The organism is Enterococcus sp. S53 (genome assembly GCF_016516865.1).
Taxonomy (GTDB): domain Bacteria; phylum Bacillota; class Bacilli; order Lactobacillales; family Enterococcaceae; genus Enterococcus_D; species Enterococcus_D innesii.
The window spans coordinates 222,687-239,860 of record NZ_JACVUH010000004.1 but is presented as its reverse complement, the minus strand read 5'-3'; the positions used below and the strand labels follow the sequence as shown (position 1 = coordinate 239,860).

General features: G+C 43.9%; 16 protein-coding genes. 10 read left to right on the top strand and 6 right to left on the bottom strand.

Annotated features, from left to right (window positions below):
• Positions 1–12 precede the first annotated feature (12 nt).
• Complete coding sequence (mnmG, locus tag IAE45_RS08060; RefSeq protein WP_077453256.1) at positions 13–1,902, bottom strand: tRNA uridine-5-carboxymethylaminomethyl(34) synthesis enzyme MnmG; 1,890 nt, start codon at positions 1,900–1,902, stop codon at positions 13–15.
• Positions 1,903–1,935: 33 nt separating this feature from the next.
• A complete protein-coding gene (gene mnmE, locus IAE45_RS08055; protein WP_081117591.1) occupies positions 1,936–3,333 on the bottom strand; it encodes a tRNA uridine-5-carboxymethylaminomethyl(34) synthesis GTPase MnmE in 1,398 nt (465 codons plus the stop codon).
• Positions 3,334–3,571: 238 nt separating this feature from the next.
• Between mnmE and IAE45_RS08050 the strand changes: the two genes are divergently transcribed.
• Positions 3,572–3,901: a heavy metal-binding domain-containing protein gene (locus IAE45_RS08050; protein WP_005226284.1), complete on the top strand. Its 330-nt coding sequence runs from the start codon at positions 3,572–3,574 to the stop codon at positions 3,899–3,901.
• A gap of 203 nt (positions 3,902–4,104) precedes the next feature.
• Here IAE45_RS08050 and jag read toward each other — a convergent pair whose 3' ends face one another.
• The 4 genes from jag to rpmH all read right to left on the bottom strand — a co-directional run bounded on the left by jag (position 4,105) and on the right by rpmH (position 6,341).
• Complete coding sequence (gene jag / locus IAE45_RS08045) at positions 4,105–4,863, bottom strand: RNA-binding cell elongation regulator Jag/EloR (protein ID WP_081117592.1); 759 nt, start codon at positions 4,861–4,863, stop codon at positions 4,105–4,107.
• Positions 4,864–4,880: 17 nt separating this feature from the next.
• The gene (locus IAE45_RS08040) at positions 4,881–5,705 is read right to left on the bottom strand and encodes a YidC/Oxa1 family membrane protein insertase (RefSeq protein ID WP_077453252.1); all 825 of its coding nucleotides are present in this window, start codon (positions 5,703–5,705) and stop codon (positions 4,881–4,883) included.
• A gap of 18 nt (positions 5,706–5,723) precedes the next feature.
• The gene (gene rnpA, locus IAE45_RS08035; protein ID WP_015510644.1) at positions 5,724–6,059 is read right to left on the bottom strand and encodes a ribonuclease P protein component; all 336 of its coding nucleotides are present in this window, start codon (positions 6,057–6,059) and stop codon (positions 5,724–5,726) included.
• 147 nt (positions 6,060–6,206) lie between these two features.
• Positions 6,207–6,341, bottom strand: coding sequence for a 50S ribosomal protein L34 (gene rpmH, locus IAE45_RS08030; RefSeq protein ID WP_002356012.1), 135 nt, complete (start codon positions 6,339–6,341; stop codon positions 6,207–6,209).
• 511 nt (positions 6,342–6,852) lie between these two features.
• Here rpmH and dnaA point away from each other — a divergent pair.
• The 9 genes from dnaA to rpsR all read left to right on the top strand — a co-directional run bounded on the left by dnaA (position 6,853) and on the right by rpsR (position 16,936).
• Entirely contained in the window at positions 6,853–8,190 is a 1,338-nt protein-coding gene (dnaA, locus tag IAE45_RS08025) for a chromosomal replication initiator protein DnaA (protein WP_077453250.1), read from the top strand.
• A gap of 159 nt (positions 8,191–8,349) precedes the next feature.
• The gene (gene dnaN, locus IAE45_RS08020; RefSeq protein WP_005226354.1) at positions 8,350–9,480 is read left to right on the top strand and encodes a DNA polymerase III subunit beta; all 1,131 of its coding nucleotides are present in this window, start codon (positions 8,350–8,352) and stop codon (positions 9,478–9,480) included.
• Positions 9,481–9,702: 222 nt separating this feature from the next.
• A complete protein-coding gene (yaaA, locus tag IAE45_RS08015; RefSeq protein WP_077453248.1) occupies positions 9,703–9,942 on the top strand; it encodes a S4 domain-containing protein YaaA in 240 nt (79 codons plus the stop codon).
• Positions 9,929–11,041, top strand: a complete 1,113-nt coding sequence (gene recF / locus IAE45_RS08010; protein WP_005226357.1) for a DNA replication/repair protein RecF — start codon at positions 9,929–9,931, stop codon at positions 11,039–11,041. Before yaaA ends, recF begins: the two co-directional genes overlap by 14 nt.
• Positions 11,042–11,046: 5 nt before the next feature.
• Positions 11,047–12,996: a DNA topoisomerase (ATP-hydrolyzing) subunit B gene (gyrB, locus tag IAE45_RS08005; RefSeq protein WP_005226359.1), complete on the top strand. Its 1,950-nt coding sequence runs from the start codon at positions 11,047–11,049 to the stop codon at positions 12,994–12,996.
• Between the two features lie 23 nt (positions 12,997–13,019).
• Positions 13,020–15,545: a DNA gyrase subunit A gene (gene gyrA, locus IAE45_RS08000; RefSeq protein ID WP_081117594.1), complete on the top strand. Its 2,526-nt coding sequence runs from the start codon at positions 13,020–13,022 to the stop codon at positions 15,543–15,545.
• A 263-nt stretch (positions 15,546–15,808) separates the two neighbouring features.
• Positions 15,809–16,108: a 30S ribosomal protein S6 gene (gene rpsF, locus IAE45_RS07995; RefSeq protein ID WP_005226363.1), complete on the top strand. Its 300-nt coding sequence runs from the start codon at positions 15,809–15,811 to the stop codon at positions 16,106–16,108.
• Between the two features lie 43 nt (positions 16,109–16,151).
• Positions 16,152–16,676, top strand: a complete 525-nt coding sequence (gene ssb / locus IAE45_RS07990) for a single-stranded DNA-binding protein (RefSeq protein ID WP_005226365.1) — start codon at positions 16,152–16,154, stop codon at positions 16,674–16,676.
• A gap of 23 nt (positions 16,677–16,699) precedes the next feature.
• Complete coding sequence (rpsR, locus tag IAE45_RS07985) at positions 16,700–16,936, top strand: 30S ribosomal protein S18 (protein ID WP_005226367.1); 237 nt, start codon at positions 16,700–16,702, stop codon at positions 16,934–16,936.
• The last annotated feature ends 238 nt before the right edge of the window (positions 16,937–17,174 follow it).

The following is a 17,174-nucleotide window of genomic DNA, read 5'->3' as shown; positions in this document are numbered from 1 at the left end:
TATTAACCGTCTTTAAACCTTTGCAATCTTCCCTTGTTCGATATACACCATCAAAATACTAATATCAGCTGGGTTTACTCCGCTGATACGGCTCGCTTGGGCGATGGTTTCGGGTTGGATTTTTTGCAGTTTTTGTTTGGCTTCTGTTGCCAAGCCATTGATAGCGGCATAGTCGATGTTTTCAGGAATACGTTTGGCTTCCATCCGTTTGAGTTTCTCCACTTTTTCGAGGGCTTTTTTAATATAACCTTCGTATTTGATTTGGATCTCGACTTGTTCAATCTCTTTTGGCTTCAATGCTTCATTGGCTTCGATAAATTGCAGCATTTCGGCATACGTCACTTCAGGCCGACGCAAGAATTCATTTGCTAAAACGCCATCTTTCAAGGTGGCCGTCCCTTTGGCAGTCAAATACGCTTGTACTTCTGGCGTTGGTTTGATGCGGATTTTGGATAAACGTTTGATTTCTGCTTCAACAGCTTCTTTTTTCGCTACATACGCTTCGTATTGCGCTTCTGGGACGAGCCCGATTTGATGTCCCACTTCGGTCAAACGCAGATCGGCATTATCATGACGCAGCAATAAGCGGTATTCGGCACGAGAGGTCAATAAACGGTATGGTTCATTGGTTCCTTTAGTCACCAAATCATCGATCATCACACCGATATAACCGTCGCTGCGTTTCATAATGAAGGGTTCTTTGCCTTGAATTTTCAAAGCGGCATTGATGCCGGCGATCAAGCCTTGACCGGCCGCTTCTTCATAGCCGCTGGTTCCGTTGGTTTGTCCTGCCGTAAAGAGGTTTTCGATGACTTTGGTTTCTAATGTTGGACGCAATTGATGAGGTACCACGACATCATATTCAATGGCGTAGCCCGTCCGCATCATTTCCGCTTTTTCTAAACCTGCGATGGAATGCAGCATTTGGACTTGGACGTCTTCTGGCATAGAAGTAGAAAGCCCTTGAACATACACTTCTTCGGTGTTCAACCCTTCTGGTTCCAAGAATAGTTGGTGACGAGATTTGTCTGCAAAACGCACGATTTTGTCTTCGATGGATGGGCAATAACGGGCACCTACTCCTTCGACGATCCCTGTAAACATCGGCGCCCGGTGTAAATTCTGGTTGATGATTTGGTGGGTCCCTTCGTTCGTATAGGTCAACCAGCAAGGTTCTTGGTTTTGATTGTAGGCTTCATCGGGTGTGCTATAACTAAAGTGATTCGGTTGTTCATCGCCAGGCTGGATCTCCGTTACCTCATAGTTGATGGTGCTGGATTTCACCCGCGGTGGTGTACCGGTTTTAAAACGAGCGATCTCTAGACCAAGCTCTTTCAAATGATCGGCTAGTCCAATCGATGGTTGCGAGTTGTTTGGACCAGAAGAATATTTCAATTCTCCAATGATGATCTCTCCTCGCAACGCTGTTCCTGCAGTGATCACTACAGCTTGGGCTTGGTAACGAGCGCCTGTAGAGGTCACGACGCCACGACATTCGCCTTCTTCAACGATCAGCTTTTCAACGATTCCTTGGCGCAGTGTCAAATTGGCTTCTTTTTCGATCGTTCGTTTCATTTCAGCCGCATAGGCATGTTTATCGGCTTGCGCTCGCAAGGCCCGCACAGCGGGACCTTTTCCTGTATTGAGCATCCGCATTTGGATGTAGGTTTTGTCGATATTTTTGCCCATTTCTCCGCCTAAAGCATCGATTTCGCGCACCACGACACCTTTCGCGGGTCCGCCGACGGAGGGATTGCAAGGCATGAATGCGACCATGTCTAAGTTGATAGTCAGCAAGAGGGTTTTTGCCCCCATGCGGCTAGCTGCCAAGGCAGCTTCTGATCCGGCATGGCCGGCCCCAACAACGATCACGTCATAACTTTCTGCTTGATATTCTTGCATGGTGTTCTCCTTTTTACGCCAGTGGCGCATTCTTTATTTTCCTAAACAAAACTGACTAAATAATTGGGTGATCAACTCATCTTGGACACTATCGCCGACAACTTCTCCTAGATAGTCCCAGCAGCGTGTCATATCGATTTGAACCAAGTCAACAGGCATTCCTGCTTCAATCCCTTGGATGACCTCAGACAACGACTGAACGGCATTTTCTAATAAGGCAATGTGGCGGGTGTTAGAAAGATAGGAAGCATCCTTATCAGTGGTCTTCCCCCCAAAGAATAGATCGGCAATGGCTTGTTCCAGTTGATCCAAGCCTTCACTCGTCAACACAGAGACAGAAAAAATCGGTTCATCTGCTGCGTACTGCGCTAACTCAGCGGGTGCTAATTTTGGCTCAAGGTCGGTCTTATTCAATAAGATGATCCGACGGCTGCCAGCAGTTAGCTCCAGCAATTGTTTGTCTTCCTGGGTCAATCCTTCGCTTTGGTTGAGAACCAGCAAAATCAACTCCGCTTCTGCCAGTGCTTTGCGGCTGCGTTCGACCCCGATTTTCTCAACGACATCTTCTGTTTCGCGGATACCAGCCGTATCGATCAGTTTCAACGGTACCCCGCGAACATTGACATACTCTTCAATGACATCTCGAGTCGTACCAGCAATGTCTGTCACGATGGCTTTTTCTTCCCTTAATAAATGGTTCAATAAGCTGGATTTACCGACATTCGGCCGGCCGATGATCGCAGTGCTCAGACCTTCTCGCAAAATTTTTCCTTGCTGGGCAGTCGCTAATAAGGCTTGGATCTGCCCTTTGACCATCGTGGCTTTTTCTAGCAATAAGCGGGTCGTCAATTCTTCCACATCATCGTATTCAGGGTAATCGATATTCACTTCAACTTGCGCCAGCGTCTCTAAAATCTCTTGGCGTAAAGTCCGAATCAAGTGGGAAAGATTGCCATCCAACTGATTGACGGCGAGGTTCATCGCTTTATCGGTCTTGGCACGAATCAGATCCATCACCGCCTCGGCTTGAGAAAGGTCGACACGTCCATTCAAAAAGGCCCGCTTCGTGAATTCCCCCGGCTCAGCCAGCCGTGCCCCTTGGCGTAAAACCAGCTGCAAGAGTTGATTGACGACCACGATCCCGCCATGACAGTTGATCTCAACGACATCTTCTCGGGTAAAGGTCCGTGGCTTTTTCATCACTGAAAGCATCACTTCATCCATCAAACGACTTTCCTCTGGATCCACGATATGACCATAATGGATCGTATGACTTGGAACTTGGGCGAGGGTTTTATTGCCTGCTTGAAAAATCCGATCCGCAATTGCGATCGCTTCTTCCCCGCTTAATCGCACAATACTGATGGCTCCTTCGCCGGGTGGGGTGGAAATTGCGGCAATCGTATCAAATTCTTGCGTAATATTCGCCATGTTGCATACTCCTCCTATTTTTTCACATAAAAAAAGTGCCCACTCCACCCGTCAAATTGATTGAAAATCAATAAAAACGAGTAGACTTAGCACTTTGACTGCTTGTCAATTAAATTCTGGAAATAGATTAGCACATTTTGGCGCCAGTCGCAAGCTTCCTTGAAAAACTTTTAAATTTTGCATCTGTCCGCAAAAACCTTTAAAATAAAAGCAAAGAATAAGAAAAGAGTGATCTATTATGGAAACCATCAAATCATCAAACAGTGCTGCCCGCATTAAGGAAATCATTTTATCGACAGGAAACGTGAATCGGCCTTATGTCGTGCGGGATATCGTCTTTGCGGCAGACAAAATCGAAGTAGATCTATTTGATACATCTGTGAACTTGAACGACCTTTTGGCAGATGTGACTTATCGCTTAAAAGAAACCGCCCACAGCTATGGCGCGAACGCGGTGATCAACTGTCATTTCGAACACGATCGCATCGTCGAAGGCGACAAAACCTATCTTGAGATCTTTGCCTATGGTACGGTGGTTCAATTTACTCAATCAACCATCGGCGGCTAATTCCCTCTATCATCAAAAAAAATACAAAAAAGAGTCCGCGGCATACGGACTCTTTTTTGATACCAAAGGCTGACCTACGTAACGTATGTTGACTTTGATAAGAATGATTTCTAGTCAAGGATACTTGGTTTTAAATTTGTTGTCAATCGCTTTTTCCCATCAAAAAAGGGAAAGGCTTGTCAGAGCGCCTTTCCCTTTTTTCATTAAATTCGTTTGTCCGCAGGTTCCACTACTAAGTAGCGATACGGTTCATCCCCTTCAGAATGAGTTTGAACATACGCATCTTTACTCAATACGGAATGAATCTGCTTTCTTTCAAACGCCGGCATCGGCTCTAAAAAGACCGGGCGACCAGTTCGTTTGACTTTTTCAGCAGTACGACTGGCCAAACGTTCTAAGATCGCTTGACGTTTTTCACGGTAATCCCCGACATTCACAACGATCGATAATTTGTTTTTCGCGATGCGGTGAATGTAAACTTGCGCCAAATATTGCAATGCATTCAAGGTTTTGCCGTGCTTCCCAATTAAAATGCCTTGTTTTTGCGTTTCTAAATGAAAGACGATCACGCCGTCTTGACGAGCGGTTTTTACTAAGGCAGGTGCATTCAATGCTTTTGAAATATTTGTCAGATAGAGTCCCAACTGAGCCAGTGCTTCCTCATCGGAAAGATCCGTCAGCAAAACAGGTTCGCTCGCGGCCGCCTCCATCACACTGCTTGCATCCTCTGTCGTCACAGGATTTGGTTCTACCAGCGGTTTTGCTGGTACTTCTTCAACGGGTGCCGGTTCTTCAACGATTCTTTTTTCAATGGAGACCCGTGCTTGTTTTTTTCCTAGCCCCAAGAAGCCTTTTTTTCCTTCATCCAGGACTTCGATTACTGCTTGATCTTTGGTGATACCAAGGACTTGCAATCCCTCTTGAATTGCTTCAGCTACTGTCAGATTTTCATAAATCGGCATTGCAGTGCAACCTCCTCTTATTTTTTCCGTTTCTTTTTAGGACTCATTGCTTTTTTCAGCGCACGTTCACGCTCGCGTTCTTTGCGGGCGGCTTCTTCTCTTTCTTGGCGAATCTTGAATGGGTTATTTAGAATCAACGTTTGCACAACTTGGAATGCATTGGAAACGACCCAGTACAAGGAAAGTCCGCTGGCAATGTTGATCCCCATCAGCAAGATCATCATCGGCATAGCGAAATTCATAATTTTCAGACTCGCATTTGATTCCACTTGGCTCATACTTGATAAGTAGGTACTTGCAAAAGTAAAGAGCGCCGCTAAAATCGGCAAGATGAAGTATGGGTCACGATCCCCCAGCTGCAGCCACAAGAATTTTCCTTCTTGCAAAGCAGGAACCCGTGAGATCGATTGCCACAAGGCCATCAAAATCGGCATTTGTACCAATAATGGTAGACAGCCGGCGTAGGGATTGACATTGTTTTCCGCATACAAACGTTGTGTTTCTTCTTTTAACTTGCTTTGTGTTTCTGTATCTTTTGAGGCATATTGCTGCTGCAGCGCTTTTAGCTTCGGTTGTAATTCTTGCGTTTTGCGCATGCTTTTGGTTTGAAAGTGCATCAACGGCATCAAAATGACCCGAATGATCAATGTAAAGAGGATGATCCCGATCCCGGCATTGCCGAAGGAGAGGGCTTTGATCGCCTCTGCAAAATAATAAACGATGTAACGATCCCACAGACCAGTACTTTGTGCATTTACTTCACCTGTTGCACCGCAGGCAGATAAGACAACTACTAATGAGAGAACTCCCAAAAATAGTAAGACGCGTTTCCCTTTTTTCACGTAACTAATTCCTTTCCATTAATGAATAATTTTGGCAAGCTTTAAAACATGCTCTAAATTCGAGTAGATTTCCTTTGAGGAACAAGTGGCGATACTTGGACGAGCGATCACGATGAAATCGACCGCTGGTTCGATCCGCGGCTTCATTTCCGTTAAACTTGCACGGATCTTGCGCTTGATCTCATTTCGCTTCACTGCATTACCGACTTTTTTCCCTACAGATAAACCAACTCGAAAATGTGATTGCTCTTTAGGTAAGACATACACCACGAACTTCCGATTTGCAAAAGAATTTCCTGCCTGAAAAACTTTTTGAAAATCTTGCTCTGTTTTTACTCGATAGGATTTTCTCATCTTCGGTTCCTTCACTTCTTTCAATTAAGCTTCGCGAAACGGATTGAATCCGTAACCACTCACCTGTCAATAATACCATATTTGCCAAAAGTCAGACACTATATTCCGCAAAAACGGCATAAAAAAAAACCACTGGCATTCAGTGGCTTACGCAGAAATAACCTTTCTGCCTTTACGACGACGGCTAGCTAAAACACGACGTCCATTTTTTGTACTCATACGTTTACGGAATCCGTGAACTTTTTGACGTTTACGTTTATTTGGTTGATACGTTCTTTTCATTTATTTCCACCTCCATCAGGATAATGCTTATGCGCACAGACATACTTTGATAGTATAACGAGTCAAGTACTAGTTTGTCAATAAGAAGTTTGCTCAAAATCGGGCATTCTTTATCCACAATCCCTTTGATTTGTGTGGGTTTGCTGTTTATAGCCAATTTTTGTGGATAACTTTTTCCCCAGAGTTATTTTGGCTTTTTCCACAAACAAACAGCCTGTAGAAAAGTTTTCCACAATCGTTTTCCAAGTTGTTGATAACTGCCCTAAAACCTAGTATTGTCAAGGCGTGATCTTCACATTGATCTGTGGATAAAGGAGATTTTTTTACAGTTATTCACATTCTTTTTCTGCCTGTGGATAGTCGAATTTCGAATATGTGCATTTCCTTTTTTCATTTATCCCGTTTTGTGGAAAAGTATTTTTTTCTAACCTTTTTTATCGTAATCTGTGGAAAACTTTTTCAATCCGTGCTATTTTAGTTATATCTATTCTTAGTTATAGGAGGACAATTTATGCCATCTGCTGATTCTATTTGGCAAGATCTTCAACGATCCTTTAAAGAAGAGCTGAATCCGGCCAGTTATAGCGCTTGGATCGAGACTGCCAATGTCTTGTCGTTTGAAAAAAATCAGCTGCTGATCGAAGTACCCAGCGATCTTCATAAATCTTATTGGGAAAAAAATCTAGCTGCCAAAATTGTTGAAATGGGATTTATGAAAACTGGTGAAGAATTGATTCCTAGTTTTGTGACTGTCGAAGAAGCAGAAGCTTTAAAAACAGCCCCATCTACTATTAAAACAACTGCAGAAGAAAACGAGCAGCCGCCGAAATCGATTTTAAATGAAAAATACACATTTGATACCTTTGTCATCGGGAAAGGCAATCAAATGGCCCATGCTGCTGCTTTAGTTGTTGCTGAAGATCCTGGGTCTATTTATAATCCGCTGTTCTTCTATGGTGGCGTTGGTTTAGGGAAAACCCACTTGATGCATGCGATCGGTCATCAAATGTTGCTGAAACGTCCCAATGCCAAAATCAAGTATGTTAGTAGTGAAAATTTCACCAATGATTTCATTACTTCTATTCAAAAGAACAAAATGGAAGATTTTCGAAACGAATACCGCAATGTTGATCTTTTGTTGGTGGATGATATTCAATTCTTAGTCAATAAAGAAGGAACCCAAGAAGAATTCTTTAATACCTTCGAAGAACTGTATCGCAATAATAAACAGATCGTCCTGACAAGTGATCGTTTGCCAAATGAGATCCCAACTTTGCCGGAACGTTTGGTTTCTCGTTTTGCTTGGGGCTTGTCCGTTGACATCACCCCGCCCGATCTAGAGACGCGGACCGCGATTTTGCGGAAAAAAGCCGAAGCCGAACGCTTGGAGATCCCCGACGATACCTTAAGTTATATTGCTGGACAGATCGATTCGAATATCCGGGAACTTGAAGGAGCACTCGTCCGGGTACAAGCTTTTGCTACGATGCAAAACTCAGACATTACAACCAGCTTGGCAGCTGAAGCCATCAAAGCCTTGAAATCAAGCCATGGCTCGACCCAAGTTTCGATTTTACAGATCCAAGAAGAAGTCGCAAAATACTATCACATTCATGTCAATGATCTAAAAGGGAAAAAACGGGTCAAAGGCATCGTCGTGCCACGGCAGATCGCGATGTATCTCTCTCGAGAATTGACCGATAGTTCTTTACCAAAAATCGGCGGCGAATTTGGCGGCAAAGACCATACCACGGTCATTCATGCCCACGAAAAAATTCAGCATTTAGTCGAAACAGATCCTACGATCAAAAATGAGATCGCTGAAATCAAACAAATCCTCTTCAGCTGATCTGTGGATAATAAATAAAAAACCAAAAAAGTTGTCCACAAGTTATTCACAGGCGTTTTCGTTAGTCTAATCACTCTTTTCTCGAGTTATCCACATTACTAACAAGCCTATTACTACTATTACTTTTATTTAATAACTATAAATTAAAGGAGTATCGCTATGAAGCTAACTTTAAATCGAACAGAGTTCATGCAAGAATTACAAACTGTCCAACGGGCAATTTCAACCAAAACCACCATCCCGATCTTAACTGGGGTAAAATTGTCCCTTTCAGAAAAAGGATTGACCATGACTGGGAGCAATGCCGATATTTCCATTGAAACTTTTTTAAGTGTGGAAAACGAAAAAGCGCAAATGCAAATCGAAAAAACAGGAGCGATCGTTTTACAAGCACGTTTCTTTAGTGAAATCGTTCGTCGTTTGCCTGAAAGTACCTTAACGTTAGAAGTTTTAGACAATAATCAAGTAGCGATCACTTCTGGAAAAGCCAACTTTACCGTCAACGGCTTAGATGCCGATAGTTATCCACATTTACCAGTTGTCGAAAGTCAAGATTCGATCGAGATTCCAGCGCACGTATTGAATAAGGTCGTTAGTGAAACAGTCTTTGCGGTTTCGCAACACGAAAGCCGTCCGATCTTGACTGGGGTCCACTTTGTCTTAGAAAATCAAAAATTATTAGCTGTTGCGACGGACTCACACCGTCTGAGCCAACGGGTGATTCCCTTGGAAAGCGGGGAAACAGCCTTCAATATCGTGATTCCCGGCAAAAGCTTAACGGAACTTTCTCGTTCCTTAACGGATGAGGAAGAAGCGATCCAAATCAGCATTATGGATAACCAAGTATTGTTCCAAACGAAAACTATGAAATTCTATTCTCGTTTATTGGAAGGAACTTACCCAGATACCAATCGTCTGATCCCTTCAAGCTTCAATACTGAAATTGAATTTTCTGTGCCAGAATTGTTACAAGCTATCGAACGGGCGTCATTGCTTTCTCATGAAGGCCGTAACAACATCGTTCGTTTGGCGATCTCCGAGGAAGCCGTTGTCTTATATGGAAACTCACCAGAAATCGGGAAAGTGGAAGAAGACCTTTCTTTTGAAAAAGTGACCGGCGACCCATTAGAGATCTCTTTTAATCCTGACTATATGAAAGCTGCACTACGAGCATTTGGTGACACCAGCATCGTAATCCGCTTTATTTCAGCGATCCGGCCCTTTACGTTGGAGCCAACAGAGAGCAAAGGCAGCTTTATTCAGCTGATCACACCGGTACGCACCAACTAGTTTTTCATGTCTTTTGAAAAAAGTTGAAACAATCATCTGAAAATGAATAAATGAGTTAAAAGGGCTTAAAATCGTTTTTAAGCCCTTTTTTCTATTTTGGCTTCTTTTTTGTCTAAAAGCAGTAAGTCTTCTGAGAATGAAAAATATGCCGATGAATTTGTTTTCTTGGCAAAAAAAGAGTATAATAGAGCTAAACGCTCTTTGATAGAATTGAGGGGAATTATGAAAATGCAAATACCGTTAGAAACGGAATATATGACACTTGGACAAATGCTCAAAGAAGTCAGTGTGATCAGCAGCGGCGGCCAAGCGAAATGGTACCTTGCAGAGCACACCGTTTTTGTCGACGGCGAGCCGGAAAATCGACGAGGGCGCAAATTGTATGCGGGAATGCGTATTGAGCTACCTGATGAAGGTACTTTTTTTATGGTGAAGAAGGAAGACGCCGATGCGGCTGAATGAGTTGCATTTAAGCAATTATCGGAACTATGATTCGCTGACACTGACTTTTGAGAAAGGTCTGGTCATTTTTTTAGGCGAAAACGCGCAAGGAAAAACCAATATTTTAGAAAGCATCTATGTATTGGCGATGACCAAAAGCCACCGCACCTCCAGCGAGCAAGAACTTATCCGCTGGGACACAGAAGGTGCGCGGATCTCTGGCAGTGTCAGTCGGGGACGCTCAACGATCCCGTTAGAACTGTTTTTGTCAAAAAAAGGACGAAAAACGAAAGTAAACCACATTGAGCAAAAAAAGCTCAGTAGTTACATAGGGCAGTTGAATGTCATTTTATTTGCTCCAGAAGACCTCTCCCTTGTAAAAGGAAGTCCCCAAGTCCGCCGCAAATTTCTCGATATGGAAATTGGGCAGATCGATCCAATCTATCTCTATGATCTCGTTCAATACCAATCCGTTTTGAAACAGCGCAATCAATACTTAAAACAGCTGAATGAAAAAAAACAGACCGATGAGATCTATTTAGATGTTTTGACGGAACAGCTGGTGGCTTTCGGCAGTAAAATCATTTTAGCCAGACAACGGTTTGTTCAGCGCTTGGCGTATTGGGCAAATCAGCTGCACCAAAAGATCAGCCAAGGAAAAGAAACCTTGCAGATCGACTACTTATCGAATGTGCCTGGTGAGGCGAGTACGCTGGAGGAGATCCAACAGCAATTTGTCAAAGCCTTGGCACAAGTCAAAGACCGTGAACGATTTCGGCAAGTCACGTTGGCAGGCCCCCATCGAGACGATCTGGATTTTTTGATCAATGAGAAAAATGTTCAGACCTTTGGTTCGCAAGGACAGCAGCGAACAACGGCCCTAAGTGTCAAATTGGCAGAAATTGATTTGATGAAAGAAGAAACGGGAGAATATCCCGTCCTTTTATTAGATGACGTCATGAGTGAGCTGGATGATTCCCGACAACTGCATTTATTGGAAACCATTGAAGGAAAAGTTCAGACCTTTCTGACAACGACGACATTAGAACATGTGAAAGACAAAATGTCTGTGGAAGCAGAGATTTTTTATGTAGAGCAAGGACATATTAAAGGAGAATAGACTGAATGACAGAAGAAGAAAAAAGCTTAGTTGAACGTGCGAAAGCCTATGATGCCAGTCAGATCCAAGTGCTGGAAGGTCTAGAAGCCGTCCGCAAACGACCTGGGATGTACATTGGTTCTACCAGTTCAGAAGGTTTGCACCACTTAGTATGGGAAATCGTCGATAACTCGATCGATGAAGCACTAGCAGGCTTTGCCTCAAGTATTCAAGTGATCATTGAACCAGATAATAGTATTACGGTCGTCGATGACGGTCGGGGGATCCCCGTTGATATCCAAGCCAAGACAGGCCGTCCAGCGGTAGAAACCGTCTTTACGATCCTGCATGCCGGCGGGAAATTCGGCGGCGGCGGCTACAAAGTATCTGGTGGACTGCACGGGGTAGGTTCCTCCGTCGTTAATGCGCTATCCACGACTTTAGATGTAAAAGTCTACAAGGAAGGTAAAGTGTATTATCAAGAATACCATCGTGGGGCAGTCGTTGATGACTTAAAAGTGATCGATGAAACCGACCGCCACGGAACGACCGTCCACTTTGTTCCAGATCCAGAGATCTTTACGGAAACAACTGTATTCAATTTTGACAAATTAGCGACGCGGGTTCGGGAATTAGCCTTCTTGAACCGAGGTTTAAAAATCTCGATCGAAGACAAACGGGAAGAAAAACCCGTCTTGAAAGAATATCATTACGACGGCGGGATCAAGAGCTATGTGGAGCATTTGAATGCGAGTAAAACAGTGATTTTCCCAGATCCGATCTATTTAGAAGGAGAGCAACAAGGAATCACGGTTGAAGTTTCCATGCAATATACCGATAGTTACCACAGCAATCTGCTAAGTTTTGCCAACAATATCCATACCTATGAAGGCGGAACCCATGAATTCGGGTTTAAGACTGCCTTGACCCGGGTGATCAATGATTACGCCCGCAAGTCAAAATTGATGAAAGAAAACGACGAAAACCTAACCGGAGAAGATGTTCGGGAAGGGTTGACGGCGGTTATCTCCATCAAGCATCCAGATCCTCAGTTTGAGGGACAAACGAAAACCAAATTAGGAAACTCCGAAGTGCGGACAGTCACCGATCGTCTCTTTTCGGAACACTTCACGAAATTCTTGATGGAAAACCCGAATGTGGGTCGTCAAGTCGTGGAAAAAGGACTTTTGGCATCAAAAGCCCGTCAAGCAGCCAAACGTGCCCGGGAAATGACTCGCCGAAAAGGTGCGTTAGAAATCAGTAACTTACCTGGGAAATTAGCCGACTGTTCCAGTAATGATCCAGAAAAATGCGAATTGTTTATCGTCGAAGGAGATTCTGCCGGCGGTTCAGCAAAACAAGGCCGCAGTCGCGAATTCCAAGCGATCTTACCGATCCGCGGGAAGATTTTAAATGTCGAAAAAGCCAGCATGGACAAAATCTTAGCAAACGAAGAGATCCGTTCATTGTTTACAGCCATGGGAACTGGGTTTGGTGCTGATTTTGATGTAGCAAAAGCCCGTTACCACAAGCTAGTTATCATGACCGATGCCGATGTCGATGGTGCCCATATCCGGACCCTACTTTTGACGCTGTTCTATCGTTATATGCGTCCAATCGTTGAAGCTGGTTATGTCTATATCGCACAACCGCCATTGTACGGTGTCAAACAAGGGAAAAATATCCACTATATCCAACCCGGAAAGAATGCCGAACAAGATTTGAAAAATACGATTGAATCACTACCTGCGACACCAAAACCAACGGTTCAACGCTACAAAGGTCTAGGGGAAATGGATGACCACCAGTTATGGGAAACCACGATGGATCCTGAAAACCGGATGATGCTGCGGGTCAGCGTAGATGATGCCATAGAAGCCGATCAAATTTTTGAAATGCTGATGGGGGATCGCGTCGAACCAAGACGGGCCTTTATCGAAGAAAACGCGCACTACGTGAAAAATCTTGACATCTAGCCAATCGTAGAGGAGGAAACAGCTTGAGTGAAGAAGCAAAACAAAATATTCATGACGTCAATCTGACCAGTGAAATGCGCGAGTCCTTTATCGATTATGCAATGAGTGTAATTGTTGCTAGGGCTTTACCAGATGTGCGGGATGGCTTAAAGCCGGTTCACCGCCGAATTTTATATGGAATGAATGAATTAGGGGTGACACCAGACAAACCCCATAAAAAATCAGCCCGGATCGTCGGCGATGTCATGGGGAAATACCATCCCCATGGTGACAGTGCGATCTATGAATCAATGGTGCGGATGGCACAGCCCTTTAGCTATCGCTACATGCTAGTCGATGGCCACGGAAACTTTGGTTCAGTCGATGGTGACGGTGCCGCTGCGATGCGGTATACCGAAGCCCGCATGAGTAAACTGGCGATGGAGATGCTGCGGGACATCAACAAAGATACCGTTGATTTCCAAAGCAACTATGATGATACAGAACGAGAACCAGCGGTATTACCTGCGCGCTTCCCGAACCTTTTGGTCAACGGGACGACGGGGATCGCTGTTGGGATGGCGACCAATATCCCGCCTCATAACTTGAATGAAGTCATTGCAGCCATCGATCTATTGATGGAAAATCCAGAAGTCACAACGAGTGAATTGATGGAAGTCCTACCAGGACCAGATTTCCCAACTGGTGGGATCGTGATGGGGAAATCTGGTATTCGCCGTGCTTATGAAACAGGGAAAGGTTCGATCACTGTTCGCGGGAAAGTCGAAGTGACTGAAATGCCCAACGGCAAAGAACGGATCTTAGTGACTGAATTGCCATATATGGTCAATAAAGCCAAATTGATCGAACGGATCTCTGAGCTGCACCGTGACAAACGGATCGAAGGAATCACCGATCTGCGGGATGAATCATCTCGTGAAGGCATGCGGATCGTGATCGACGTTCGTCGCGACGTCAGTGCATCGGTGATCTTAAACAATCTCTACAAAATGACTGCACTGCAATCTTCTTTTGGCTTTAATATGTTAGCCATTGAAAAAGGCGTGCCGAAGATTTTGAGCTTGAAACGAATTTTAGAAAACTACATCGAGCACCAACAAGAAGTGGTGACTCGACGAACACAGTTTGATAAAAACAAAGCAGAAGCTCGTGCCCACATCTTGGAAGGATTACGGATCGCATTGGATCATATCGATGAGATCATTGCTTTGATCCGAGCATCAAATTCTGATGATGAAGCAAAAAATAGCATGATGGAGCGCTTCAAATTGTCCGATCGCCAAGCGCAAGCGATTTTAGATATGCGTTTGCGTCGCTTGACCGGTTTGGAACGCGACAAGATCGAAAACGAGTACCAAGGCTTGTTAGAATTTATCGCTGATTTGACAGACATTTTAGCAAATCCACAACGGGTCCTAGAGATCATCCAAACGGAGTTGCAGGAATTAGGGCAACGCTTTGGCGATGATCGGCGGACTGAATTATTGGTTGGGGAAGTCTTAAGTCTTGAAGATGAAGATTTGATCGAAGAAGAAGAAATCGTCATTACCTTGACGAACAATGGGTACATCAAACGAGTAGCTAAATCTGAATTCCGTGCACAACGCCGCGGCGGACGTGGCGTTCAAGGAATGGGGATCCACGATGAAGACTTCGTGAAGACGTTGGTTTCTTGTTCGACTCATGACACATTACTGTTCTTCACCAATAAAGGGAAAGTTTACAAAGCCAAAGGCTATGAAATTCCTGAGTATGGTCGGGCAGCCAAAGGGATCCCTGTGATCAATCTGCTCGGGATCGATTCTAGCGAACGGATCGAAGCGATCATTTCGGCTTCTGGTGGGCCTCAAGAAGGACGCTACTTGTTCTTCACGACGCGTCTAGGTGTGGTCAAACGGACCTCAGTGACGGCCTTTTCAAATATCCGTGCCAATGGTCTGATTGCGATCGGTCTTCGGGAAAATGATGAGTTGGTCAACGTGATCGAAACCCATGGCGAAGATGTCGTGATCATCGGAACCCACGATGGTTACTCGGTGACCTTCAAAGAAGCCCTTGTGCGGGATATGGGCCGGACAGCTGCTGGTGTGCGAGGCATTCGTCTAAGAGACGGAGACTACGTCGTAGGTGCCGCTGTGATCACAGAAGACAGTGAAGTCTTGGTCATCACTGAGAACGGCTATGGCAAGCGTACCAAAGGCTCTGAATACCCAATCAAAGGTCGGGGCGGAAAAGGGATCAAAACAGCCAACATTACGGCGAAAAACGGTCCATTAGCCGGCTTGACGACGGTCAGCGGTGAGGAAGACATCATGGTGATCACCGATAAAGGCGTCTTGATCCGTTTCAATGTAGCGACTGTTTCCCAAACTGGTCGGGCAACCTTAGGGGTTCGTTTGATGAAGATGGAAAACAATGCCAAAGTAGTGACGATGGCAACGGTTGAACCGGAAGTCGAAGAAGAACTAGCGACTGCCGAAGAAACAACGGTACAAGACGTGCCAGTTGTGGAAGAAACAACGGAAGACACCACGGATACACAAGAATAAGCAATACATTTTCTAGGAAGACAGCAACCTGCGAACCTGCAGCTTGCTGTCTTTTTACTCTTTTTCAAAAAATCGGCAGCAGCTGACGTATTTATCAGTGTAAGCGATTGTTTGCGGTGATGGGTAGATGCAGGGACGCAAAAAAACAGCTTGCAGTAGGGACGAAAAAAGTGTATAATAATTATTTGTGAGTAGTCTAATTAGACCACTCTCTCTGCTCCTAGAAAACTAGGGGCCAAAGTCCACAGGGAGGTGAAAAATCAATGGAAAACACGAAATATGAGATCTTATACATCATTCGTCCAAACATTGATGAAGAAGCAAAAGCCGCATTGATCGCTCGTTTTGACTCAATCTTAACTGATAACGGCGCTGAAGTTATCGAATCAAAAGATTGGCAAAAACGCCGTCTAGCGTATGAAATGGATGGATTCCGTGAGGGTATCTATCACATCGTTAAAGTTTCTTCTTCAACAACTGCAAGTGCAATCAACGAGTTTGACCGTCTTGCGAAAATCAATGATGACATTATCCGTCACATGATTGTCAAAGAAGAAGCATAATATTGTTTCACATGAAACAAAAGCGATGAGGAGATGATGAACTTTGATTAATAATGTTGTACTAGTAGGAAGACTAACCAAAGATCCTGATTTACGTTACACTTCTAATGGCACTGGTGTCGCAACCTTTACCTTGGCGGTAAACCGCAATTTTACCAACCAAAGTGGAGAGCGCGAAGCTGATTTCATCAACTGTGTTATTTGGAGAAAACCAGCGGAAACATTAGCAAACTATGCACGCAAAGGAACTTTATTAGGGGTTACTGGACGTATTCAAACCCGTTCATACGACAACCAACAAGGCCAACGTGTTTATGTAACAGAAGTCGTTGCTGACAACTTCCAATTATTAGAGTCGCGGAATGCTTCCGAGCAAAGACGCACAACTGATAGCGGATCTGGCAGTAACAATACGTATAACTCAAACAGTTCTTCTGGATTTGGTAACAATAACTCAAATCAAACTCAATCCTCTCAACCATCAGGAATGCCTAATTTTGATCGAGACAACTCCGATCCATTCGGAAACTCATCAATCGACATTTCAGACGATGATTTACCATTCTAAGAAATTGATAGGAGGGAAATAGGATGGCACAACAAAGAAGAGGCGGACGCAAACGTCGTAAAGTAGACTACATTGCTGCAAACCATATTGAACATATCGATTATAAAGATATTGAATTACTAAAACGTTTCATTTCAGAACGCGGTAAAATCTTACCACGTCGTGTAACTGGTACTGGTGCGAAAAACCAACGCAAACTTACCATTGCAATCAAACGTGCGCGTATCATGGGATTACTTCCATTCGTAGGCGAAGAATAAATCGAATGATTTTCATTGACAAGTTTCTTTTGAAGCTTGTCAATTTTTTTATCCATCGAAGAGAAACTTGTTATTTTATATGTAGATAGAATAACGAATGACAAAAATTTTTTCCTGGTTGTTTCACCAAAAAAGTTTCACGTGGAACTTTTTTGCATCAATCGCCTATTTGATTGTTTTATGGTAAAATAAGGAACAAAGCTTCAAAAAAATGGGATGATACATTGAGGGGTAAAAA